The following is a 20,861-nucleotide window of genomic DNA, read 5'->3' as shown; positions in this document are numbered from 1 at the left end:
TCATACAGTCCGAAGACTTGTACCCATTTCTCAGCATCGATCTTGCAAGCAAGATCGTTACTCACTCGTTGTTCAGTTTTCAAAGATCAAACATTCAATTTGTTGCTGCCTTTCATGTTGTCGTCGTTTCAGCGGCGACTTTTATAATATATCATGTTTAAGTTCTCTTTGCAAGCATTATTTTTCGATTATTTTCAATCGCTTTATTTTCATGCTTGTTTCGGTGAACCGCTCCTAAAAAAGGAACGAAAATTAATTTACCATATGAAATTAGAAAGGTCAACCCTTTTTCGACAAAAAGTATGAAACCCTCAACAATTTCAGCATTATCATGGTTCAGAGGTACAGCACCCGCTATGAAGAGCCGCACCTCACTTCCACTACTGTACACCGAATATATGACCAGCTTCAGCACTATGGCTTCGACTTTTTCAGCTTCCCACCTCTTGCATACTTGGACAACTCTTTTGGCGGGGCAAAGCGTGCATACATACGGAACACAGTCTTATATCGGCTCGCGATAGCATATTTGATCTCTTGATCAAGACGATTATCACTTAGATCGAACAGCATTTCATCTAATTCTTTACGCAGCACATAGTCCAGTTCCTTGCATTCCTTCTCGTTAAACAACATACCCAGCATTAGAGTTCTCCTTTTTGTGCATAGCCTCTTTATCACACTTACACAAGTTTCATGCAACACCCCGTGCATTCGCTTTTTGTGGGTGCTGCTGGAACCCGTTTTATTGTTATGGTCAACTTTCTGAAAATTTATGAATAACAACCATCACAAAAATTTTATCCTCTCACCAGAGCATACGTAAGTGTGCTTTCAATGATCGCTGCAACAAGAAGCAAGATAACAACCCAGAAGGATGCGGTTAACGTTCTGTTCATGAATACTCTCCACCGTGTACCAATGGAATTTCGTTTGTCGCTTCCAAGTTGTACAAGGCTTTTGAGAACCAGTCCACCAAACTTCAGTCCGAATGCGCAAGCAATGATAATGACCGGAATCTCAATAATGCCATGCGGAAGTAATCCTTTAACCACAATATCATAGAAGCTTGCTCCATAATTCATCGTGGTGTGAACAACAAATCCAAGAACCATCCCATTGATCAACAGGAAGATGACAGGCAGAATTCCGAAGAATATACCGGCATAGATGACAAGTACGCTTTTGATGGCATTATTGAAAAAGATAAACAGGAAGAAGTTCCATTGCACATTGCCTCCCTGCTCCAGTCGTTCACTGACCTCGCGTAATCCTCCGATTTGGTTCAACAACAAGTCCTCCAGTGGGCCTGTACTCACCCATCCCGCCCCTATTCCTGCGGCAAACAAAACCACGGACCAAATCAATGCACTACGGATGGAACCAAGATCTCTAAGAAATGTACTGAATTTTAACATAATAACCTCCTTTAGAATCTAAAATGATGGACAAACAAGGTTCAGTGACGAATAACTGGGCAGTACGAGCATACATTGGAGAGTAAACAAGCATTTCTTATGGGAGAGGGGCGCTTATTGAAATGAACTCGTTCTATGTATTTAGCGGCAAAAAGATTAAACGTTACTTGATTGTCCTGGTTGCTGCCGTCTTTGCGATCGGTATTATCTATCTGGAGAGAGGTAATGTCTCCGTATTCTCTGAGGAAGCACCATCAGCCGTCTACAGCGTTCCAACCGAGAAGAAAGTGATTGCTCTAACCTTTGACATTAGCTGGGGTGATAAACGGACAGAGCCAATTCTGAAAGTTCTTCAGGAGAACAAAGTGCAGAAGGCAACCTTTTTCCTTTCCTCCCCCTGGAGCAAGACACACCCTGAAATTGTCACAGCTATCAAAGATGCAGGATATGAAATTGGCAGCCATGGACATAGACATGAGAATTACAGCAGCCTGACCGAGGAAGAAATTCGCAAAGAAATTTCGACAGCTCATAGCATTTTAACCGATTTAACGGGAAAAGAACCGAAATTACTGCGTCTGCCCAACGGGGACTTTGACAAGCGTGTGCTTCAGGTAGCTAATAGTCTGAACTATCAGGTTGTACAGTGGGATACTGATTCTCTGGATTGGAAAAACCCTGGTGTACAGACCATTGTGGATCGCGTGGTTAGTAAAGCACATCCAGGTGACATCGTTCTGCTGCATGCAAGCGATTCCTCCAAACAGACTCATGAAGCACTCCCTGTCATTATCGACAAATTGAAAAACCAGGGCTATGAATTCGTAACCGTGTCTGAGTTGCTTAACCATTCCAGTGTAGAAGGTAAGGAAGTTCGTGATCAAGCCAGTAGTCAGTAAGTGGTTGCTTGCTGGAGCGACAGCCCAAACACGAGGTTAAATGTTGAAAAGAGCTAACCAGGTTAGCTCTTTTTAGTATGTTTTTTTATGCAAAACGTATTCTATGCGCGGCTTTCTTTTAACTGTTCTGCCTTTCCACTTACACGCCGGTTCGTAGATACATCCACCAGCCTGTGCAATATCAGCATTTGGTATGCATTACATAAGAGCAAAGGAACCACAATAAATATGGTTGCAGCATTCACATCAATACGTAATACGCCGATCGTCTCCACTATGGTGACGGCAATCATGAAAAAAAGTGTAGGTACAAGCGCGGAGATATGAGTCAGTTTCACTTTAACGTAAGCGGTAACAATTGCAGCTGCCAAAATAATGATACCTAGCACAATATCAGATATGCGCTCCCGGTTTCCCCCAACAAACAGGCGCAAAAACATCACGTCAAGCAGGGCTAACACCGTTAGTACAATCTGCACGATCTGCCAACCACGCTTTGGAAATACACCTTTACCCATATAATTTAATATCAGATATGCAAAGAAACCCATTTGTGAATACACGCTGATCATTACCCCTGATCCAAAGAGTATCAGAAGATACAGAAGAAAATCATTTAATCCATTTGTTTTCTCTCCGTTCACCAGCATCATAATCAACCCTGTACCTAGTGCTCCTGCGGCCCCAATAAGCAAGGCTGTCCAAAATAGGAAAAACCATTTACGTAAATTCAAATGTTTTCCACCCCCGAGTGTTTATTTTACCAACCTTCACAGCAAAAAACCATCATTGCTCAACATATTTCCCCCTTTCCCATCACATACTACATCCAGTATCTAATCAAGGAGGGATTGTACACATGAAACGGCCTTTGTGGCAGCTATGCTGTGTCGTACTGGGGCTATCCGTCATGCTTGCCGGCTGCGGTTCAGATCAGAGTTCTTCGCCTCCTCAGGGCAGTTATAAAGAGATGAAAACGATGGTTGTAGATATTTTAAAAAGTGATGAAGGCAAGAAAGCGGTGGAGGAAGCTCTTACAGGTCAAAGCTCATCCAGTGGTGGTAGTTCAGAAGAAGGTGGCGGCGGATCGGGTGGTGGTTCGGGAACCATTGGTATGAAAATGTTAATGCCTGTGCAATCTTCGGAACAAATACGTATTGCAGTAAAAGATACCATTACAGCTCCCGAATACCAGAAGGAATTCGAAAAGATCATGACAGATCCACAGTTTGCCGGTGAATTTGCCAAAGTGATCAACGCTCAAAGCAAACAGCTTCACATGCAGTTGATTAAAGATCCCACATATCAAAAGTCTGTTGGGGACATCATGAAGTCACCTGAGGTATCCAAGATGTTCATGGATATGACCAAGACTCCTGATTATCGCAAACAAACGATGACTGTTATGCAGGAAGTCATGCAAAACCCGTTGTTCCGGATGGAAGTACTCACTTTACTCAAGAAGGTTGTACAGGACGAATTGCAACCCAAAGTAGAAAGTGGCGGACAACAGGGGCAAGAGCAAGGTGGGCAACAAGATGGCCAGGGGCAGGGTGGTAGTGATGGCGGAGATGGTGGAAGCAGTGGAGATTCTGGCGGAGGCGGAGGTTCATAAACAGTAGGTGTTGATACACCTTAGAAACTGAAAGCCTGCATCCAAATGGACGCAGGCTTTATTTGTATTTATACACTCATGCCATTAGAATTTCGATTCAATGGATCGTGCAACTTCATCGTAGATGGCTCCTATACGGGAATCTGCTTTGTACACAGAAGGTGAAAAATCAGGCTCGGAAGGATGATTATCCGGAGTACCTAAAGGAATCTGGGCAAGCAAGCTCGTATGCAGACTCTCAGCAAGCCTTCCCCCGCCTCCACGACCAAAGACATAATCCTTCTCACCGCAACTGCCGCACTCGTAGTAAGCCATATTCTCAACCACACCAAGTAACTCATGATCGGTCTGAATGGCCATCGCACCTGCACGTGCTGCGACAAAAGCTGCTGTTGCATGCGGCGTGGTAACAATGATTTCCTTGCTCTGTGGCAACATCTGATGCACATCCAAAGCGACATCTCCCGTACCTGGTGGCAAGTCCAATAACATATAATCCAACTCACCCCACTGGACATCAGTAAAGAATTGACGCAGCATCCGACCGAGCATGGGTCCACGCCAGATTACCGGATTGTTCTCCCGAATAAAGAAGCCCATCGACATGACTTTGACGCCGAAACGCTCAACCGGCTGAATAACGCCATCTTCCACGACCGGATGTTCCTCAATCCCCATCATGTCGGGTACACTAAAGCCGTAGATGTCGGCATCAATTAATCCCACTTTCTTACCTTGTCGTGCCAAGGCTGCAGCCAGATTAACGGTAACCGTTGATTTACCAACACCACCTTTACCACTGGCCACTGCGATAAACCGAACGCCCGATTCAGGACTTAACAGCTCGTGTCCATCCAGACCCGCTGCATGACCTTTCACAAGCACTTCGTCCCGATCTGGCTCATTATCGGGTTGTCCCATATTCAGGCTCTCACGATCATGCTCAGAAGCTGCACGCACGCGAATATGTACATCCTTCATTCCGTGCTGGGACAGCAGGTTACGCGCTGCATCACTCAAGGCTGTTGTATCCTCAGGTCGGTTCTCCAGTGTCACCATGGTCAGAGCCACATGATTTTCTTTCACCATAATATCACGAACCCATTCCAGTTCGGTCAGACTTACTCCCAATTGCGGTTCTTGTAATGGCTGTAATAGTTCAAGTATCTGTTCTTTTGATAACATCAGACAGCACCTCAGCTTTATCTATTGGCATGTAATTAGGTATGCTGTTCCAATTATATCATTACCTTTCTGGTTGTGACTAACTTTTAGGTCGTTCTCCTGAGGAATATCTTAGAACCCCATTATAGATCGAAGCAGCTACTTTACGTTGATAAGCTTCGTCCGCGAGCATACGTGCTTCTTCTGGATGAGAAAGAAAACCCACTTCTACCAGCGCTGACGGGATCTTCAGAGCCTGCAAAAGATAAACCGTATTCACCGTTTTGGCGATTCGATCTGTATTCTCCAGATTACGAACCATCTCTTGTTGAAGCAGATTGGCCAGTCCTTCGTTATCCGGATGGTTAGGTGTATAGAAAACCTGCGCTCCACTCCATCGGTTTGAAGGAACACTGTTCATGTGAATGCTGATAAAGAGATCGGCTTGTTTATCCTCTATCCGCCGTACTCTTTGTTTTAGGTCTTCCGTCTTGCGTTTGGAGTACCCTCTGGTGTCCGATTCCGCAAGATCGGTGTCTATTTCTCGTGTCATCACCACTAAGGCCCCTGCCTGTTGCAAATAATCCCTTACATACAAGGCAATAGCCAGGTTGATATCCTTTTCAATAACCCCCTGTTTACTTACCGCCCCTCCATCTGGACCTCCGTGTCCTGCATCAATTGCAATGACTTTACCCGCCATCGGCAAACTCCAGTAACCTGACGTCTTAGCGGAAGGCAGCTCATAGGACATTACCGCCACCAACATGGCCAGCAAACCGAGGCTCAACATGACCCTTTTGATTGTCTTTAACCTGATCCAGACTACAAAGTGCTTCCCCATATTTTTACGCATAAAAAAACCACCTCGTCCCTATAAATGACTCTAATCATCTATATGGGACAAGATGGACAAATATACCCTTAGGACCGGACTTGCTCCACCATTCCTTCAATTAGCACCTCAGCTACCTCAGGACGTGTAAATTCAGGTGGAGGGCATTGGCCGTCACGTAGCAACCCTCTCACTTTGGTGCCGGAAAGCGCCATGTGGTGTTCCTTATCATGACAAGTTTTGCTGGATGCCATATTTCCACATTTGGTACAGAAGAAATTATATTCGAAGAACAACGGAGTGATCCCCAGTTCCTCTGCTGTAAAGTTAGTACAACCGTAATTTTTTGCGGACCATCGCATGAAAAATAGCTCTCGTGGGCCGGCATACCGCATAGCTGCGGGGAACACGCCAAGAAACGCACGATCAGCCGGATAATAGTTCTCCAGCAATACCAAATAACTCTTCATTGGTTTCGGACGATTCAGAACTTGGATTGGACCTCCCACATATGTTGCAGGACGCTCCAACAGTTTTTTGACACCCGAGTGCTCTGGATCATCTGTTTTGAAAACACGCCGTGCTTCTTCACCCTGATCCACCTGGTATATACTTTGAACTTCAAGCAAACCATAGGTTACCCCATCTTGATCACCAACAAGTTTAACACGTTCACCAATCTGGAGGGATGCCGCCTGTTTATCGTCAACAGCAAGTGTAATAGGAATACTCCAGACGGTTCCATCCGCAAGACGCATGCGAGACACAACGGATAGATAATCTTCCTCATTCAAGAATCCCTGAAGTGGTGAGAATGACCCACACCAATCAGATCCAAATCTGATATCGTCCAAGTATTAATACGCATAGAGGATAAATTCATACTGTCTTGCAACAACTGCTCTCGTTCTTCTCCTTGTACGATACGCTGCACCAGCGTACCTCCATGAGGCAGAATCGATGTCATCTTGTAGCTCCTTGTTTATCTATTATTTATGAAGGCCACATTCCGTTTTATCATTACCAGACCAGCGTCCAGCACGTGGGTCCTCGCCAGGCATAACTTGACGTGTGCAATGCTCACAACCAATACTCGGGTAGTTCTGATCATGAAGCGGGTTATATACAACGTTATTGTCACGAATATATTGCCATACATCTTCCGTCGTCCAATGCGCAATTGGATTAAACTTCATCAAGCCGAATTTTGAGTCATATTCAATCTTTTTCGAATTTGCACGGGTTGGCGCTTGATCTCTACGGATACCTGTAATCCATGCATCGTACTGTGAAAGAATACGCGTCAGTGGCTCGACTTTGCGGATATTGCAACATCCGTTGGGGTCAGACTTCCACATTTTTTCACCATGTTGAGCTGCCTGCTCTTCAGGCGTAATCTTAGGTGATACACGTACAAATTCCAGGTTATAATTCTCCTGCATCTTATCACGTGTTTCGTATGTTTCCTTAAAGTGAAAATCCGTATCCAGATAAAAAATATCTGTGGATGGGCTGATCTTTTGCAGCATATCTACAAGTACAACATCTTCTGCACCAAAACTACATGCAAAAGTGATATTTGGAAATGTCTCAATCGCATACCGAATAATATCCTCTGGACTCGCATGTTCCAGTTCCTCTGCCTTGGTCCGTGCCAATTCTTCTTTCTCCAACAAGTTCATCTGTGAATTCCCCCCATTCTGCATTTCAATACATTCTAAAGCCGACTAATCTAATATGAATTATGTTTAGTATAAAACTTTCATTGGGGATGTCAATGCCTGCCATATGGTAAAATAAATCAGTTTTTGCCCACATTTAAACGCCACTCGCAAACATTATTTTGGTACAGTTTACGCATTTCTCTGTTCTTCAGATAAAAACAATCATGTTGTTCAAAGCCAACGGGCAGATCAAAATAGATCACCTAACCTTGGAAACCTTTGCTGCTGTTGGGTTTGCATCATTCTTCTCTTCAAGAGCAGAATCAAAATAGCACCAGTTTATTGATAATGAAGAAAGAGAAGAACAGATTTTAAGGAGACCATGATTTCAACATATAGCAATTGATATGTAAGGGACTTTTATCGTTTCCATAAGAAATACTGATGAGGTTTACCCTAACCGAATGCATTCAGAAAATTCGGCTTGAGCCCTAACAGAGGACCATATAAGGAGCTGATATAGAAAGTGGAGGTGAAAGACAGATAAGAGTACATCAAATGATGTAAACGGATTTAAAGAGGTTATGTAAGATGTAATAACGCACATATTAAATGATTGTATTAAGGAACATTAAGAGAATTCTAAAAAGGTAATGAAGGTACTATCTACAAGTATGTGGAGAGATATCAGAGCTATTACACAAACTGAAGCAGTATAAGGTGAGTTGTCATGAATATATAAAAAAGCCTTTGACCGAGGCCAAAGGCTTTTAATATTAACGTTTGGAGAACTGAGGTGCGCGACGAGCAGCTTTAAGACCGTATTTTTTACGCTCTTTCATACGTGGGTCACGAGTCAGGAATCCTGCTTTTTTCAGGGATGCACGGTATTCCGGATCTGCTTTCAACAGAGCGCGGGAGATACCATGACGGATTGCGCCGGCTTGACCGGAGATTCCGCCACCATGAGCAATAACAAGAACGTCATAGTTGTTAAGCGTTTCTGTCAAGTTCAGTGGTTGTTTTACGATCAGTTTGAGTGTTTCCAAACCGAAGTATTCATTAATATCACGTTTATTGATGACAATGCGTCCTTCACCCGGTACAAGGCGAACACGTGCTACCGAATGTTTACGACGACCTGTCCCATAGTATTGTACTTGTGCCATGAAACTGTCCTCCTTTTAATTAACCGCGAAGTTCGTAAACTTCTGGTTTTTGTGCTGCATGTGGATGCTCAGTGCCTTTGTACGCTTTAAGTCTCAGCTTCATTTTCTCGCCCATGCGAGTTTTAGGAAGCATACCGCGAACAGCCAATTCCAACACACGCTCAGGTTTGTTCTTGATCATTTCTTCAGCCGTAGTTACTTTCAAACCACCTGGGTGCATCGAGTGACGGTAGTATTTTTTACCTTGCAGTTTCTTACCAGTCAATACGATTTTCTCAGCATTGATGATAACAACGAAATCGCCAGTGTCCACGTGTGTAGTGAATTGTGGCTTATGTTTGCCGCGAATCAAAGCAGCTGCTTCGCTCGCCAAACGTCCGAGGGTTTTGCCTTCAGCATCAATGATGTGCCATTGGCGCTCAACTTCGTTAGGCTTCGCCATGTACGTAGTACGCATGAAAAGTTCCTCCTTAAAATGTTCAAAATCATTATTTTCATTTATCTTCGTTCGTTAGGTTATAACTTTAGGTGTTGATGGATTGTTAAATTTCGATGTGAACATCTTAATTGGGGCTGTGGGAAAGCCATTAAGAAAACACAACTTTTATATTACAGGATAATCAATTAAATCGCAAGTGTTATTTAAGTGTAATTACTCACTAAATTTAATCAACTTGGTATTCAAGATCCCAGAGCATTAAACCACAGCTAACTGCAGTAGGTCCTGCAGCAGATCGATTACATGCAGCAATCATATTCGGTACATCAGAGGCTTTCCGTTTGCCCTCTCCGATTACCAGCAGTGTCCCTACAATGATACGAACCATATGCTGCAAAAAGCCGTTACCACTCACATAAATGTGAATGACACCCTGATCACGCGGATGGTCTCTGCACATTGATCGGTCCACTTCCATCCATGCTTCGTATACCGAACGAACATGATTCTCTTTCTGAGACTTGCGTGAAGCAAAGGAGGTGAAATCATACGTGCCTATGAAGTGACGTAAGCCCTCCTGCATTGCCATAATGTCCAGCTTCGCATGATGATGATACTGCAATCTTCTATTGAATACATCCGGAAATTGATTCGCATTGATAGTATAACGATATGTTTTCTTTTTCGCTGCGTAGCGAGAATGAAAATTAGTCGGCATCTCAGTTGCATCAATAACGACAATATCGGATGGTAATCTAGAGTTGAGTGCACCACACCAACGTTCAATCGGGATCTGGGACTCCGTAGGAAAATTGAAGATCTGTCTGCGGGCGTGAACACCTGCATCCGTTCTACCTGATCCTGTAATTTTAATAGTCTCACCGGTCAGTGCACGAATTGCATCTTCAAGATAGTCCTGAATGGTATTCCCTCCCGGCTGTACTTGAAAGCCGTAATAGGCAGTGCCATCATAAGTTAACGTCATACATAAGTTCCGCATTATTACCACACCTTTGTTCCATACTATACATATCCCTATCCCGAACAGCAAAAGAAGCTCCTTACGGAGCTTCTATTACAGCACGAAATCCGAAATGAAGAGAAAAAAAGGGTTAATCCAGAATCGTTGATTCTGCCCCTTTCCTCATCTCATCTGTTTTACGCGCGGTCTACCAGTTCCAAGTAAACCATTGGCGCAGCGTCACCACGACGAGGTCCCAGTTTCAGGATACGAGTGTATCCACCTGGACGCTCAGCGTAACGAGTAGACAATTCGCTAAACAGTTTTTGGATTGCATCTTGCTCACCATCGATAGTTTCGCGACGAACATAAGCTGCCACTTGGCGACGGGCATGAAGATCTCCCTTTTTCGCTTTAGTGATAATTTTTTCAGCAATAGAACGAACCTCTTTTGCTTTCGCTTCAGTTGTCTGAATACGTTCGTATAAGAACAGGTCGGTTACCAAGTCACGGAACAAAGCTTTACGTGCGCTGGAATTACGGCCCAACTTTTGATATGCCATTGTTTTCCCTCCTTCACTTCAAGTACTCGGCTGTCTATTCTTCTGTACGGAGTCCCAAACCAAGTTCCTCAAGCTTCTCTTGAACTTCTTCCAAAGACTTACGTCCGAGGTTACGGACTTTCATCATGTCTTCTTCCGTTTTCGTAGTCAGCTCTTGCACAGTATTAATACCGGCACGTTTGAGGCAGTTGTAGGAACGAACAGAGAGATCCAGCTCTTCGATCGTCATTTCGAGTACTTTTTCTTTTTTGTCTTCTTCTTTTTCGACCATGATCTCTGCATCTTTCGCTTCGTCTGTAAGACCCACGAAGAGCATCAAATGCTCAGTCAAAATTTTAGCGCCAAGGCTTACAGCCTCTTCAGGACGAATACTTCCATCAGTCCAAACTTCCAACGTGAGCTTGTCATAGTTGGTCACTTGACCGACACGCGTATTTTCCACAGCGTAGTTAACGCGACTGATCGGGGTGAAGATGGAATCGACTGGGATGACGCCGATCGGCTGGTCATCGCGTTTATTCCGATCTGCCTGGACGTAGCCGCGACCGCGATTGGCAAAAATACGCATGTGAAGTCTCGAACCTGGTCCGAGCGTAGCAATGTGTAAATCCGGGTTAAGGATTTCCACATCGGAGTCAGCACGGATATCTCCAGCCGTAATTGCTCCTTCGCCTTCAGCATCAATCTCGAGCACTTTCTCCTCATCCGAATGAATCTTAAGCGACAAAGCTTTCAGGTTAAGAATAACCTCAGTAACATCTTCCATTACGCCAGGAACTGTAGCAAATTCATGCAGAACGCCATCGATTTGAACCGAAGACACTGCCGCACCCGGCAGTGACGAGAGCAAGATTCGGCGAAGCGAGTTTCCAAGCGTCGTACCGTATCCGCGCTCAAGCGGTTCTACTACGAATTTCCCATAGGTGCCATCATCGTTGACGTCTACCGTCTCAATTTTCGGCTTTTCGATTTCAATCACTGCAATACCCCTCCTTCAAAACGTCGGTCCTCTATGAAACATTTACCTTCTCTTGCGAAAACATGTAGTAGTATGCCTAAACAACCATTATTAGCAGATTGTGCCGGAAATATACCACACGCAGGGGCAAATCTCATTAGACACGACGACGTTTTGGAGGACGGCATCCGTTATGCGGGACTGGAGTTACGTCTTTGATCAGGTTAACTTCAAGACCAGCAGCTTGCAAAGAGCGGATCGCTGCTTCACGGCCTGCGCCTGGTCCTTTAACCATAACCTCAACGGCTTTCATCCCATGTTCCATTGCAGCTTTGGCAGCAGTCTCAGCAGCCATTTGTGCAGCAAACGGAGTCGATTTACGGGAACCTCTGAATCCGAGGCCGCCTGAGCTTGCCCACGAAATTGCATTTCCGTGAGGATCCGTAATAGTAACGATAGTGTTATTGAAAGTGGAACGGATATGCGCCACGCCAGATTCAATATTCTTACGGTCACGACGTTTAGTACGTACGACTTTTTTCGGTTTAGCCATTTTCTCTTATCCCCCCTTATTATTTCTTCTTGTTCGCTACTGTACGACGAGGACCTTTACGAGTACGAGCATTCGTTTTCGTACGTTGTCCACGAACAGGCAGACCACGACGATGACGAACTCCACGGTAACAACCGATCTCCGTCAAACGTTTAATATTCAAAGAGATTTCTCGACGCAGGTCACCTTCTACTTTGACCTCTTTATCGATACTTTCACGCAATTTGCTGACTTCATCTTCCGTCAAATCACGAACACGAGTGTCCGGATTGATGCCTGTTGTGCTCAGAATTTTCTGGGAAGTCGTTTTACCGATTCCGAAAATATAAGTCAAGGCGATCTCAACGCGCTTATCACGTGGCAAATCCACACCAGCTATACGTGCCATTTTACGCTACACCCCCTTCTTTAACCTTGTTTTTGTTTGTGTTTCGGATTTTCACAGATAACCATAACATTCCCTTTGCGGCGAATGACTTTGCACTTTTCGCAAATCGGCTTGACCGAAGGTCTTACCTTCATGTGAATTACCTCCTCAAAGTTTTGCTAAGCAAAACCCTCTTCGTAAGCATTGACCTTGTTCTACTATTGTAAAACCGGCTTCGAAGCTTTCGCAAGTTTTGCCGGGCAAAACCCGCTTCATAAGCTTCACAGTTCATTGCAACTGTCTACTACTATTTACGGTAAGTTATACGCCCTTTTGTTAAATCATAAGGCGACAACTGAACAACTACTTTGTCTCCAGTCAGGATACGGATAAAGTGCATCCGTAGTTTTCCGGAAACGTGAGCGAGAATTTGATGACCGTTCTCAAGCTCAACCTTGAATGTTGCATTCGGTAGCGGTTCGAGAACCGTACCTTCCACTTCAATGACATCTTCCTTGGCCATTAGTCAGTCTCCTTTCTCTTCAGCTTGAATGTTGGTGGATTCCAGAAATGAATGAACCGCATAGCGGAGCTTTCCATTTGTCACCCGACCACACTCGTTTAAACTGTTCACAACCTCGCTGCTAATCATGGGCTGGAGTTCAAGATGAAGAAGACTCTTCTTCTTGGGTTGATCAAACTTCCGTTTGTCTCCATCCGCAATATATACGAACCTACTGTCCGCTATAGCAACAATTACTGCGGCTTGGTCCGCATTGCGGCCTTTACGGATCTTCACAAGTTGACCGAGCTGCGGATTAGACTGATTGTTCATGCCTTATCACCTACGCATTCAGTTTCGTGAAAATTTCCATACCATCTGGTGTAACTGCTACGGTGTGTTCAAAGTGGGCACATAACGTTCCATCAACTGTAACGACAGTCCAGTTATCCTCCAACGTTTTCACATACCGTCTACCTACGTTAACCATCGGCTCTATGGCCAGCACCATGCCCGCTTTAAGCCGTGGTCCCCGATCGGGAAGACCATAGTTCGGAATCTGTGGTTCTTCATGCAGATCCGCGCCTATGCCGTGACCGACATATTCACGAACTACGGAGAACCCTTCATCTTCAATATATTTCTGAATCGCATGAGATATTGTAAACAAGCGAACGTCCGGTTTTACCAGCGCCAGACCTGCGTATAACGAAGCCTCGGTAACGTCCAGAAGACGACGGGCTTCTTCGGAAATACGGCCGACCGGATAAGTCCAGGCGGAATCTCCATGATACCCCTGGTACTGCGCGCCAATGTCAAACGTAACGATATCGCCCTCGTTCAACTTGCGTTTGCCGGGAAATCCATGTACCAACTCTTCATTTACTGAAGCGCACACACTGGCAGGGAAACCGTTATAACCTTTGAAAGACGGCACAGCTCCTTGACTGCGGATGTATTGATCGGCCATATGGTCAAGTTCTCCAGTCGTAATACCGGGAGCGATATGCTCTGCCAAGAGACGATGCGTTTCCGCAACAATTCTCCCTGCTTCCCTCATCAAGCCCAGTTCCGTTTCGGACTTACCAATGATCATCAATTAACCTCTCAGTAAGGACACGATTTCTTGAGAAACTTGATCGATATCCTGTTCTCCGTTCATTTGACGAAGAAGACCTTTAGTCTCATAGAACGTGAGGAGTGGTGCTGTTTTGTTGATATACTCGTCCAGTCGAGTACCTACACTCTCTTCATTATCATCAGAGCGTTGATACAACTCACCGGCGCATTTATCACAAATACCTTCCTGCTTAGGCGGATTGAATACCACATGATAAGTGGAACCACAGTTCTTACAAATTCGACGACCCGTCAAACGAGCCAGCAATTTGTTGCGATCCACTTTCAGGTTGATTACATGATCGAGACCTGAGTTCAATCGATCCAGAATGCCATCAAGCGCTTCTGCTTGCGAAAGAGTTCTTGGAAATCCGTCCAAGAGGAAACCTTCTCTGCAGTCAGGCTGCTGCAAACGTTCTTCAACGATGCCAATGGTTACATCATCTGGTACAAGCAACCCTTGATCCATATATTCCTTGGCTTTCATGCCAATGGGAGTTCCCTGTTTGATCGCGAGACGAAATGCATCGCCTGTTGAAATATGGGGAATACCGAACTCTTTCACGATGACGTCTGCTTGCGTTCCTTTTCCTGCCCCCGGAGGGCCCATGAATAGGATGTTCACGTTATGTCACTCCCTCCAAGACTACCCTACATCAACAAACAGCACAATAGGTGCCGGCAAGTAAATCTTAGCTTGACCGGTACCTATTGCCTATTTATTGATAAAACCTTTGTAGTGGCGTTTGATCAATTGGCTTTCGATTTGCTTCATCGTATCCAGCGCAACACCGATAACGATCAGGAGGGATGTTCCTCCAATTTGCGCAGATTGAGGCAAACCAGAAAGTGCCCCTAAGAATACAGGCAGAACGGAAATGACTGCCAAGAAGATGGCTCCGGCCATTGTCAAACGAGTCATGACACGGGTCAGATATTTCTCGGTTGCTTTACCCGGGCGAATGCCTGGGATGTAACCGCCGTTCTTTTTCATATTATCAGCCATCTGCTGTGGATTCATCTGTACGAAAGTATAGAAGAATGTGAAACCGAAGATCATCACGACATACAGTAACATACCCAGAGGTTTGTGTGTAGTCAGATTCTGTCCGATCCACTGTGCCCAAAGGCGATCTGCCCAGAAGTTGGCGATGATCGTTGGGAACATCAACAGCGATGATGCAAAGATGACAGGGATAACACCTGCTGCATTAATTTTCAGCGGGATATGTGTATTCTGTCCACCGTACATTTTGTTACCTACGACACGTTTAGCGTACTGTACCGGAATTTTCCGAATCGCCTGCTGAATGTAAATGACCCCTATGATGATCAGCACAATAACAATTGCGATGATTACACCTTTAAGAATATTCATAAACAGTTGGTCAGGTTGAATGAAGTCGGATTCGATTGTTTGTTTGATAATGTTAGGCACCGTAGATAGGATACCCGCAAAGATCAAGATCGAAATTCCGTTTCCTATGCCCTTCTCGGTGATCTGCTCACCAAGCCACATCAGGAATGAAGTACCGGCCGTAAGTACAATCGCGATCAAGATATAATCTGCAAATGTAGCGTTAGGAATCATGTCTGTATTGTACAAGCGGTTGAATCCGATCGACGTACCAAACGCTTGAATCAATGCCAGACCAATCGTTAAATAACGGGTCAATTGTGCAGATTTCTTCTTACCTTGTTCACCTTGCTTTGCCCACTCCGCTAATTTAGGAATAACGTCCATGGAAAGCAACTGTACTATGATAGACGCAGTGATGTAAGGCACGATCCCGAGCGCAAATATCGAGAACTGGAAGAGCGCTCCACCCGAGAACGTATTTAGAAGTCCAAAAACTTCTTTACCCGCAGAATTTGTCGCTTCGAACACGTCTTTGTTAACTCCCGGTACGGGAACAAAGGATCCGATGCGGTAAATGATCAGTACAAAAAGGGTAAATAATACCCTTTTGCGCAGATCTTCAACCCGCCAGATATTCTTTAGGGTCTTGAACATTAAATCACCTCAGTTGTACCGCCGGCAGCTTCAATTTTCTCAATAGCAGATTGAGAAAACTTGTTAGCTTTAACAGTCAGCTTCACAGTGACATCACCGTTACCCAGGATTTTGATTCCGGATTTAGCGTTTTTAACTACGCCGTTCGTCATCAAGAATTCTGGAGTTACTTCAGTACCCGCAGCAAAACTGTTCAGGTCTTCAGTATTCACAACTGCATATTCTTTGCGAGTTGGGTTTACAAAACCACGTTTTGGCAAGCGACGATACAATGGATTTTGTCCACCTTCGAAGCCTGGACGTACTCCACCGCCAGAACGAGCGTTTTGTCCTTTGTGACCGCGACCTGATGTTTTACCTGTACCACTACTTGGACCGCGACCAAGACGTTTACGTTCTTTGCGGGATCCAGGAGATGGTGAAAGCTCATGTAACTTCATCGTTCGTTGCACCTCCTTAAAGATTTGTGGGATTAACCCGTTTTTAAGCTTCTACTTCTTTAACAGCAACCAAGTGGCTTACTTTGTTAATCATACCACGGATGGCAGGATTATCGTTTTGTACCACTTTGCTATTGATTTTGCGCAAACCCAATGTTTTCACAGTTGTTCTTTGCGTCTCCGGACGTCCGATCAAGCTGCGGACGAGGGTAATTTCTAATTTCGCCATGAGAATTCCCTCCTTAACCCAGAAGCTCTTCGACGGATTTTCCGCGCAGTTTAGCCACGTCTTCAGCACGCTTCAAACGGGACAAACCTTCCAAAGTCGCATTGACCATGTTCATGGAATTCGAAGAACCCAGAGATTTTGTCAAAATGTCACCTACACCAGCAAGTTCGAGAACCGCACGTACAGGACCACCAGCGATAACACCAGTACCTTCAGATGCTGGTTTCAACAGAACGCGTCCTGCGCCGAACTTACCTGTTACCAAGTGAGGAATCGATGTTCCTACGAGTGGAACGTGTACAAGGTTTTTCTTAGCGTCTTCAATACCTTTGCGAATTGCATCAGGTACTTCGCCCGCTTTACCGATACCAGCTCCAACCCAGCCGTTGCCGTCGCCGACTACAACCAGTGCGCTAAAGCTGAAACGGCGTCCGCCTTTTACTACTTTAGCTACGCGATTAATATTTACAACTCTTTCAGTCAGTTCCAAAGTATTCGGATCTACACGCAAGTCGTTAACCTCCTTTTGAAAAATATCTTAAAACTCAAGTCCTGCTTCACGAGCCGCTTCAGCCAAAGCTGCGATACGACCATGGTACAGATAACCGCTACGGTCAAATACGATGTTGGAAACACCTTTGTCTTTCGCACGTTTAGCAACGAGTTCGCCGACTTTACGAGCTGATTCAACAGATGCACCATTTTTGATGTCAGTGCTCAATTCTTTGTCTACGGTAGACGCGGAAGCGATTGTTACACCAGCAACATCATCGATAATTTGAGCATACATATGTTTACCAGAACGGAATACGTTCAAACGAGGACGTGCTGCCGTTCCTTGGATTTTTTTACGAACACGAAGGTGTCTTTTCAGACGAGCCTTATTTTTATCTGGTTTCGTAATCATCTCAAAGATTCACTCCTTTCAGGTTACCTCGCTGGCTTCAAAGCAGAAGCCACGGGGTATATTAGAAACACACGAAGCAAGCAAGCCGAAAGCCGCGCAAAGGCGGTAAGAGAAATCTTATTTCTTCTTACCGGCTTTACCTTCCTTACGGATGATACGCTCGCCTTCATATTTGATACCTTTACCTTTGTACGGCTCAGGTTCACGAACGGAACGGATTTTAGCAGCGTAAGCACCTACACGCTCTTTGTCGATTCCGCGAACGATGATTTTCGTATTCGAAGGTACTTCGAATTCGATTCCCGCTTCCGGTGTAATTTCAACCGGGTGAGAGTAGCCAACGTTCAGAACGATTTTATCTCCGGATTTGCTTGCACGATATCCGACCCCAACCAATTCCAGAGATTTTGCGAATCCTTCAGTAACGCCGCTCACCATATTGTTTACAACGCTACGCGTTGTGCCGTGCAAAGAACGGTGAGTTTTGTTATCGGAAGGACGCACAACTGTGATTTCGTTATTTTCAACTGTAACCTTCATGTCTTTATGAAGCTCACGAGTCAAAGTTCCTTTTGGTCCTTTTACCGTAATAACGGTGTTGTCCAGGGTGATGTCTACACCACTTGGTACTGTGATTGGTTTGCGACCAATACGAGACATATGTTGCACCTCCTATCTTGTGACGTTATATTACCAAACGTAGCAAACGACTTCTCCGCCGGATTTCGATTGACGAGCTTCTTTGTCCGTCATGATACCTTTAGATGTCGAGATGATCGCGATTCCCAGGCCACCAAGTACACGAGGTACTTCGTTGCTTTTCGTGTAAACACGAAGACCAGGTTTACTGATTCTTTTCAGACCAGTGATAACGCGCTCGTTATTTTGACCGTATTTCAGGAAAACACGGATAATCCCTTGTTTGTTATCATCGATAACTTCAGCGTCACGGATGAAACCTTCACGCTTCAGGATATCGGCGATTTGTTTTTTCATTGTCGAAGCAGGCATTTCTACCGTTTCGTGACGAACAGTGTTCGCGTTACGAATACGAGTAAGCATATCTGCAATTGGATCAGACATAGTCATTGTGAGTTAACCTCCTTCCCGTTCAGGACTTTTTACCAGCTTGCTTTTTTCACGCCAGGGATCTGGCCTTTATAAGCTAATTCACGGAAGCAAATTCTGCAAATTTTGAACTTTTGCAGGACCGAATGTGGACGTCCGCAACGCTCACAGCGTGTATATGCACGTACTTTGAACTTAGGTGTACGTTGTTGTTTAACTTTCATCGAAGTTTTTGCCACTTAGCCTGACACCTCCTAAATAATTTCGGAGAAAAGGGAGTCTTTCCAGACACCCGGAAACGTTATGCCAACATTACTTAACGAAAGGCATTCCCATTTGCGTGAGCAATTCGCGGGACTCTTCGTCTGTTTTCGCCGTTGTTACGATGACAATATCCATACCGCGGACTTTATCAACTTTATCATATTCGATCTCTGGGAAGATCAATTGCTCTTTCAGACCCAGTGTATAGTTACCACGTCCATCGAAAGCATTACTCGATACACCACGGAAGTCGCGGACACGAGGAAGCGTTACGTTGAGCAGCTTATCTAGGAAGAAGTACATACGCTCACCGCGTAATGTAACTTTCGCACCGATAGGCATATTCTCACGCAGTTTGAAACCTGCGATAGATTTTTTAGCACGAGTGATTACAGGTTTTTGACCTGCGATCAGTTGCAAATCGTTTACTGCGGAATCCAACACTTTAGAGTTTTGGACAGCGTCGCCCACACCCATGTTGATAACGATTTTCTCGATTTTCGGCACTTGCATTACCGTTGTATAGTTGAACTTCTGCATCAAAGCAGGAGCGATTTCTTGCAGGTAACGTTCTTTCATTCTTGATGCCATGAATCATAGCCCTCCTTTCTCATTCGGTTCAATTAGTCGATAATTTCTCCGGAACGTTTAGCAACGCGCACTTTCTTACCGTTATCCAAAACTTTGTAACCTACACGGGTTACTTTTCCGCTCTTCGGATCGATGTGCATTACGTTGGAAACGTGAATCGGAGCTTCCTTCTCGATAATGCCTCCTTGCGGATTTTGCTGGTTAGGCTTCTGGTGTTTTTTCACCATGTTAACACCTTCCACAAGGACGCGGTTCTCACGAGGATAAGCAGCGATGACACGGCCTTTTTTACCTTTGTCTTTACCGCTGATCACCATAACCGTATCTTCCTTCTTAACGTGAAGTTTGTTGTTATGGGATTCCAGAACTTTTTTCACTCTTGGCATTTCGTACACCTCCTGTTTCTAACATCACGAGATTAAGCTTTAGATAACTTCTGGAGCCAAGGAAACGATTTTCATGAAGTCTTTGTCGCGAAGTTCACGAGCAACAGGTCCGAAAATACGTGTTCCACGTGGGCTTTTGTCGTCTTTTACAACAACTGCTGCATTTTCATCAAAACCGATGTAGGAACCGTCTTTACGACGTATAGAACGTTTCGTACGAACGACAACCGCTCTGACTACATCACCTTTTTTGACAACGCCGCCTGGTGTTGCTTGTTTTACAGAACAAACGATCAAATCACCAATTTGAGCTGTACGACGTCCCGTACCGCCGAGTACGCGGATACACATCAGTTCCTTCGCACCGGAGTTGTCAGCCACAGTCAAACGTGTAAATGGTTGGATCATTTAGTATTCCTCCTTTCAGCTATGCTGCTGATGCATTAGATGATAACCGCTTTTTCTACGATTTCAGTAAGTCTCCAGCGTTTATCTTTCGAAAGCGGACGAGTCTCCATGATTTTCACCGTGTCACCGATTTTCGCAGTGTTTTCTTCGTCATGTGCTTTGAATTTTTTAGTAACCTTAATGCGTTTATGGTACAAGTTGTGTTTTTTGTAAGTTTCTACAGCAACAACAATCGTTTTATCCATTTTATCGCTGACCACTTTACCGGTTTGCACTTTACGTGCGTTACGTTCTTCGCTCATTGTTGGCCTCCTTCCTGATTACGGAC

General features: G+C 44.7%; 32 protein-coding genes and 1 pseudogene. 2 read left to right on the top strand and 31 right to left on the bottom strand.

Annotated elements, in window-relative coordinates:
• Positions 1 to 414 precede the first annotated feature (414 nt).
• Together OM416_RS30680 and OM416_RS30675 are read right to left on the bottom strand one after the other, a co-directional pair.
• The gene (locus OM416_RS30680; RefSeq protein ID WP_017692114.1) at positions 415 to 645 is read right to left on the bottom strand and encodes a hypothetical protein; all 231 of its coding nucleotides are present in this window, start codon (positions 643 to 645) and stop codon (positions 415 to 417) included.
• A gap of 155 nt (positions 646 to 800) precedes the next feature.
• Positions 801 to 1,418, bottom strand: a complete 618-nt coding sequence (locus OM416_RS30675) for a stage II sporulation protein M (protein ID WP_264935950.1) — start codon at positions 1,416 to 1,418, stop codon at positions 801 to 803.
• Between the two features lie 122 nt (positions 1,419 to 1,540).
• Here OM416_RS30675 and pdaB point away from each other — a divergent pair, with 122 nt between their 5' ends.
• Positions 1,541 to 2,317: a polysaccharide deacetylase family sporulation protein PdaB gene (gene pdaB, locus OM416_RS30670; protein WP_076334115.1), complete on the top strand. Its 777-nt coding sequence runs from the start codon at positions 1,541 to 1,543 to the stop codon at positions 2,315 to 2,317.
• Positions 2,318 to 2,418: 101 nt separating this feature from the next.
• Here pdaB and OM416_RS30665 read toward each other — a convergent pair whose 3' ends face one another.
• Positions 2,419 to 3,051: a KinB-signaling pathway activation protein gene (locus OM416_RS30665; protein WP_264935947.1), complete on the bottom strand. Its 633-nt coding sequence runs from the start codon at positions 3,049 to 3,051 to the stop codon at positions 2,419 to 2,421.
• A 125-nt stretch (positions 3,052 to 3,176) separates the two neighbouring features.
• Between OM416_RS30665 and gerD the strand changes: the two genes are divergently transcribed.
• Positions 3,177 to 3,932: a spore germination lipoprotein GerD gene (gene gerD, locus OM416_RS30660; protein WP_264935945.1), complete on the top strand. Its 756-nt coding sequence runs from the start codon at positions 3,177 to 3,179 to the stop codon at positions 3,930 to 3,932.
• An 84-nt stretch (positions 3,933 to 4,016) separates the two neighbouring features.
• Here the strand turns inward: gerD and OM416_RS30655 are convergent, their stop codons facing one another.
• From OM416_RS30655 to rpsQ, 28 genes and pseudogenes are all read right to left on the bottom strand, one after another.
• Positions 4,017 to 5,117 (bottom strand): Mrp/NBP35 family ATP-binding protein, encoded by a 1,101-nt coding sequence (locus OM416_RS30655; RefSeq protein WP_319951948.1) that lies wholly within the window; start codon positions 5,115 to 5,117, stop codon positions 4,017 to 4,019.
• Positions 5,118 to 5,196: 79 nt separating this feature from the next.
• On the bottom strand, positions 5,197 to 5,952 hold the full coding sequence (gene cwlD / locus OM416_RS30645; RefSeq protein ID WP_169483052.1) for an N-acetylmuramoyl-L-alanine amidase CwlD: 756 nt from the start codon (positions 5,950 to 5,952) through the stop codon (positions 5,197 to 5,199).
• Between the two features lie 68 nt (positions 5,953 to 6,020).
• Positions 6,021 to 6,898, bottom strand: a pseudogene (gene sat, locus OM416_RS30640) (sulfate adenylyltransferase).
• A gap of 22 nt (positions 6,899 to 6,920) precedes the next feature.
• Positions 6,921 to 7,613 carry a phosphoadenylyl-sulfate reductase gene (locus OM416_RS30635; RefSeq protein WP_264935942.1) on the bottom strand — a complete coding sequence of 231 codons (693 nt, stop codon included), beginning with the start codon at positions 7,611 to 7,613 and terminating at the stop codon, positions 6,921 to 6,923.
• 758 nt (positions 7,614 to 8,371) lie between these two features.
• Positions 8,372 to 8,764, bottom strand: a complete 393-nt coding sequence (gene rpsI / locus OM416_RS30630; protein ID WP_017692105.1) for a 30S ribosomal protein S9 — start codon at positions 8,762 to 8,764, stop codon at positions 8,372 to 8,374.
• 19 nt (positions 8,765 to 8,783) lie between these two features.
• Entirely contained in the window at positions 8,784 to 9,221 is a 438-nt protein-coding gene (gene rplM, locus OM416_RS30625; protein WP_264935939.1) for a 50S ribosomal protein L13, read from the bottom strand.
• Between the two features lie 208 nt (positions 9,222 to 9,429).
• The gene (truA, locus tag OM416_RS30620; protein WP_264935936.1) at positions 9,430 to 10,203 is read right to left on the bottom strand and encodes a tRNA pseudouridine(38-40) synthase TruA; all 774 of its coding nucleotides are present in this window, start codon (positions 10,201 to 10,203) and stop codon (positions 9,430 to 9,432) included.
• A gap of 158 nt (positions 10,204 to 10,361) precedes the next feature.
• Positions 10,362 to 10,727 carry a 50S ribosomal protein L17 gene (gene rplQ, locus OM416_RS30615; RefSeq protein ID WP_105406981.1) on the bottom strand — a complete coding sequence of 122 codons (366 nt, stop codon included), beginning with the start codon at positions 10,725 to 10,727 and terminating at the stop codon, positions 10,362 to 10,364.
• 34 nt (positions 10,728 to 10,761) lie between these two features.
• Positions 10,762 to 11,706 (bottom strand): DNA-directed RNA polymerase subunit alpha, encoded by a 945-nt coding sequence (locus OM416_RS30610; RefSeq protein WP_017692101.1) that lies wholly within the window; start codon positions 11,704 to 11,706, stop codon positions 10,762 to 10,764.
• A gap of 136 nt (positions 11,707 to 11,842) precedes the next feature.
• The gene (gene rpsK, locus OM416_RS30605; RefSeq protein ID WP_017692100.1) at positions 11,843 to 12,238 is read right to left on the bottom strand and encodes a 30S ribosomal protein S11; all 396 of its coding nucleotides are present in this window, start codon (positions 12,236 to 12,238) and stop codon (positions 11,843 to 11,845) included.
• Positions 12,239 to 12,257: 19 nt separating this feature from the next.
• Positions 12,258 to 12,626, bottom strand: coding sequence for a 30S ribosomal protein S13 (rpsM, locus tag OM416_RS30600; protein ID WP_062329455.1), 369 nt, complete (start codon positions 12,624 to 12,626; stop codon positions 12,258 to 12,260).
• Positions 12,627 to 12,646: 20 nt separating this feature from the next.
• Positions 12,647 to 12,760, bottom strand: a complete 114-nt coding sequence (rpmJ, locus tag OM416_RS30595; RefSeq protein WP_003333770.1) for a 50S ribosomal protein L36 — start codon at positions 12,758 to 12,760, stop codon at positions 12,647 to 12,649.
• A gap of 152 nt (positions 12,761 to 12,912) precedes the next feature.
• Positions 12,913 to 13,128 (bottom strand): translation initiation factor IF-1, encoded by a 216-nt coding sequence (infA, locus tag OM416_RS30590; RefSeq protein WP_017692098.1) that lies wholly within the window; start codon positions 13,126 to 13,128, stop codon positions 12,913 to 12,915.
• A gap of 3 nt (positions 13,129 to 13,131) precedes the next feature.
• Positions 13,132 to 13,440, bottom strand: coding sequence for a KOW domain-containing RNA-binding protein (locus OM416_RS30585; protein WP_105406980.1), 309 nt, complete (start codon positions 13,438 to 13,440; stop codon positions 13,132 to 13,134).
• Positions 13,441 to 13,450: 10 nt separating this feature from the next.
• A complete protein-coding gene (map, locus tag OM416_RS30580; RefSeq protein ID WP_062836189.1) occupies positions 13,451 to 14,203 on the bottom strand; it encodes a type I methionyl aminopeptidase in 753 nt (250 codons plus the stop codon).
• 3 nt (positions 14,204 to 14,206) lie between these two features.
• On the bottom strand, positions 14,207 to 14,851 hold the full coding sequence (locus OM416_RS30575) for an adenylate kinase (protein WP_036607188.1): 645 nt from the start codon (positions 14,849 to 14,851) through the stop codon (positions 14,207 to 14,209).
• Positions 14,852 to 14,941: 90 nt separating this feature from the next.
• A complete protein-coding gene (gene secY, locus OM416_RS30570) occupies positions 14,942 to 16,240 on the bottom strand; it encodes a preprotein translocase subunit SecY (protein ID WP_169483048.1) in 1,299 nt (432 codons plus the stop codon).
• Positions 16,240 to 16,680, bottom strand: a complete 441-nt coding sequence (gene rplO / locus OM416_RS30565) for a 50S ribosomal protein L15 (protein ID WP_062836188.1) — start codon at positions 16,678 to 16,680, stop codon at positions 16,240 to 16,242. The genes secY and rplO overlap by 1 nt, the downstream gene beginning before the upstream one ends.
• Positions 16,681 to 16,723: 43 nt before the next feature.
• Positions 16,724 to 16,909, bottom strand: a complete 186-nt coding sequence (gene rpmD / locus OM416_RS30560; RefSeq protein WP_017692092.1) for a 50S ribosomal protein L30 — start codon at positions 16,907 to 16,909, stop codon at positions 16,724 to 16,726.
• A 13-nt stretch (positions 16,910 to 16,922) separates the two neighbouring features.
• On the bottom strand, positions 16,923 to 17,420 hold the full coding sequence (rpsE, locus tag OM416_RS30555; protein WP_017692091.1) for a 30S ribosomal protein S5: 498 nt from the start codon (positions 17,418 to 17,420) through the stop codon (positions 16,923 to 16,925).
• A gap of 27 nt (positions 17,421 to 17,447) precedes the next feature.
• Complete coding sequence (rplR, locus tag OM416_RS30550; RefSeq protein ID WP_017692090.1) at positions 17,448 to 17,816, bottom strand: 50S ribosomal protein L18; 369 nt, start codon at positions 17,814 to 17,816, stop codon at positions 17,448 to 17,450.
• Between the two features lie 117 nt (positions 17,817 to 17,933).
• Positions 17,934 to 18,476, bottom strand: coding sequence for a 50S ribosomal protein L6 (rplF, locus tag OM416_RS30545; RefSeq protein ID WP_017692089.1), 543 nt, complete (start codon positions 18,474 to 18,476; stop codon positions 17,934 to 17,936).
• Positions 18,477 to 18,506: 30 nt separating this feature from the next.
• Positions 18,507 to 18,905, bottom strand: coding sequence for a 30S ribosomal protein S8 (gene rpsH, locus OM416_RS30540; protein WP_017692088.1), 399 nt, complete (start codon positions 18,903 to 18,905; stop codon positions 18,507 to 18,509).
• Between the two features lie 32 nt (positions 18,906 to 18,937).
• Entirely contained in the window at positions 18,938 to 19,123 is a 186-nt protein-coding gene (locus OM416_RS30535; RefSeq protein WP_013312154.1) for a type Z 30S ribosomal protein S14, read from the bottom strand.
• 73 nt (positions 19,124 to 19,196) lie between these two features.
• Entirely contained in the window at positions 19,197 to 19,739 is a 543-nt protein-coding gene (gene rplE, locus OM416_RS30530) for a 50S ribosomal protein L5 (protein ID WP_017692087.1), read from the bottom strand.
• Positions 19,740 to 19,771: 32 nt separating this feature from the next.
• Positions 19,772 to 20,125, bottom strand: coding sequence for a 50S ribosomal protein L24 (rplX, locus tag OM416_RS30525; RefSeq protein WP_017692086.1), 354 nt, complete (start codon positions 20,123 to 20,125; stop codon positions 19,772 to 19,774).
• Positions 20,126 to 20,164: 39 nt separating this feature from the next.
• Positions 20,165 to 20,533, bottom strand: a complete 369-nt coding sequence (gene rplN / locus OM416_RS30520; protein ID WP_169483047.1) for a 50S ribosomal protein L14 — start codon at positions 20,531 to 20,533, stop codon at positions 20,165 to 20,167.
• 35 nt (positions 20,534 to 20,568) lie between these two features.
• Positions 20,569 to 20,835 (bottom strand): 30S ribosomal protein S17, encoded by a 267-nt coding sequence (rpsQ, locus tag OM416_RS30515; RefSeq protein WP_017692084.1) that lies wholly within the window; start codon positions 20,833 to 20,835, stop codon positions 20,569 to 20,571.
• Positions 20,836 to 20,861: the final 26 nt, after the last annotated feature.

Origin of the sequence: Paenibacillus sp. LS1, from assembly GCF_026013365.1 — a bacterium.
GTDB lineage: Bacteria > Bacillota > Bacilli > Paenibacillales > Paenibacillaceae > Paenibacillus.
Note: the sequence above shows the minus strand (reverse complement) of the source record. Positions and strands in the feature narration are given on the sequence as shown.

What these genes read in the sequence shown, in the direction of transcription:
- rplR (WP_017692090.1), bottom strand. Translation starts at nt 17,816, where the DNA reads ATGATTACGAAACCAGATAAAAATAAGGCTCGTCTGAAAAGACACCTT.
- rpmD (WP_017692092.1), bottom strand. Translation starts at nt 16,909, where the DNA reads ATGGCGAAATTAGAAATTACCCTCGTCCGCAGCTTGATCGGACGTCCG.
- truA (WP_264935936.1), bottom strand. Translation starts at nt 10,203, where the DNA reads ATGCGGAACTTATGTATGACGTTAACTTATGATGGCACTGCCTATTAC.
- rplN (WP_169483047.1), bottom strand. Translation starts at nt 20,533, where the DNA reads ATGATCCAACCATTTACACGTTTGACTGTGGCTGACAACTCCGGTGCG.
- rpmJ (WP_003333770.1), bottom strand. Translation starts at nt 12,760, where the DNA reads ATGAAGGTAAGACCTTCGGTCAAGCCGATTTGCGAAAAGTGCAAAGTC.
- map (WP_062836189.1), bottom strand. Translation starts at nt 14,203, where the DNA reads ATGATCATTGGTAAGTCCGAAACGGAACTGGGCTTGATGAGGGAAGCA.
- OM416_RS30675 (WP_264935950.1), bottom strand. Translation starts at nt 1,418, where the DNA reads ATGTTAAAATTCAGTACATTTCTTAGAGATCTTGGTTCCATCCGTAGT.
- OM416_RS30635 (WP_264935942.1), bottom strand. Translation starts at nt 7,613, where the DNA reads ATGAACTTGTTGGAGAAAGAAGAATTGGCACGGACCAAGGCAGAGGAA.
- infA (WP_017692098.1), bottom strand. Translation starts at nt 13,128, where the DNA reads ATGGCCAAGGAAGATGTCATTGAAGTGGAAGGTACGGTTCTCGAACCG.
- cwlD (WP_169483052.1), bottom strand. Translation starts at nt 5,952, where the DNA reads ATGCGTAAAAATATGGGGAAGCACTTTGTAGTCTGGATCAGGTTAAAG.
- rpsM (WP_062329455.1), bottom strand. Translation starts at nt 12,626, where the DNA reads ATGGCACGTATAGCTGGTGTGGATTTGCCACGTGATAAGCGCGTTGAG.
- rpsH (WP_017692088.1), bottom strand. Translation starts at nt 18,905, where the DNA reads ATGACTATGTCTGATCCAATTGCAGATATGCTTACTCGTATTCGTAAC.
- rplE (WP_017692087.1), bottom strand. Translation starts at nt 19,739, where the DNA reads ATGGCATCAAGAATGAAAGAACGTTACCTGCAAGAAATCGCTCCTGCT.
- rpsI (WP_017692105.1), bottom strand. Translation starts at nt 8,764, where the DNA reads ATGGCACAAGTACAATACTATGGGACAGGTCGTCGTAAACATTCGGTA.
- rpsK (WP_017692100.1), bottom strand. Translation starts at nt 12,238, where the DNA reads ATGGCTAAACCGAAAAAAGTCGTACGTACTAAACGTCGTGACCGTAAG.
- rplQ (WP_105406981.1), bottom strand. Translation starts at nt 10,727, where the DNA reads ATGGCATATCAAAAGTTGGGCCGTAATTCCAGCGCACGTAAAGCTTTG.
- OM416_RS30680 (WP_017692114.1), bottom strand. Translation starts at nt 645, where the DNA reads ATGCTGGGTATGTTGTTTAACGAGAAGGAATGCAAGGAACTGGACTAT.
- rplM (WP_264935939.1), bottom strand. Translation starts at nt 9,221, where the DNA reads ATGCGTACTACGTACATGGCGAAGCCTAACGAAGTTGAGCGCCAATGG.
- pdaB (WP_076334115.1), top strand. Translation starts at nt 1,541, where the DNA reads ATGAACTCGTTCTATGTATTTAGCGGCAAAAAGATTAAACGTTACTTG.
- OM416_RS30585 (WP_105406980.1), bottom strand. Translation starts at nt 13,440, where the DNA reads ATGAACAATCAGTCTAATCCGCAGCTCGGTCAACTTGTGAAGATCCGT.
- rplF (WP_017692089.1), bottom strand. Translation starts at nt 18,476, where the DNA reads ATGTCTCGTATTGGTCGCAAACCAATCACAGTACCAAGTGGTGTAGAC.
- OM416_RS30655 (WP_319951948.1), bottom strand. Translation starts at nt 5,117, where the DNA reads ATGTTATCAAAAGAACAGATACTTGAACTATTACAGCCATTACAAGAA.
- rpsQ (WP_017692084.1), bottom strand. Translation starts at nt 20,835, where the DNA reads ATGAGCGAAGAACGTAACGCACGTAAAGTGCAAACCGGTAAAGTGGTC.
- rplO (WP_062836188.1), bottom strand. Translation starts at nt 16,680, where the DNA reads ATGAAGTTACATGAGCTTTCACCATCTCCTGGATCCCGCAAAGAACGT.
- gerD (WP_264935945.1), top strand. Translation starts at nt 3,177, where the DNA reads ATGAAACGGCCTTTGTGGCAGCTATGCTGTGTCGTACTGGGGCTATCC.
- rplX (WP_017692086.1), bottom strand. Translation starts at nt 20,125, where the DNA reads ATGCCAAGAGTGAAAAAAGTTCTGGAATCCCATAACAACAAACTTCAC.
- secY (WP_169483048.1), bottom strand. Translation starts at nt 16,240, where the DNA reads ATGTTCAAGACCCTAAAGAATATCTGGCGGGTTGAAGATCTGCGCAAA.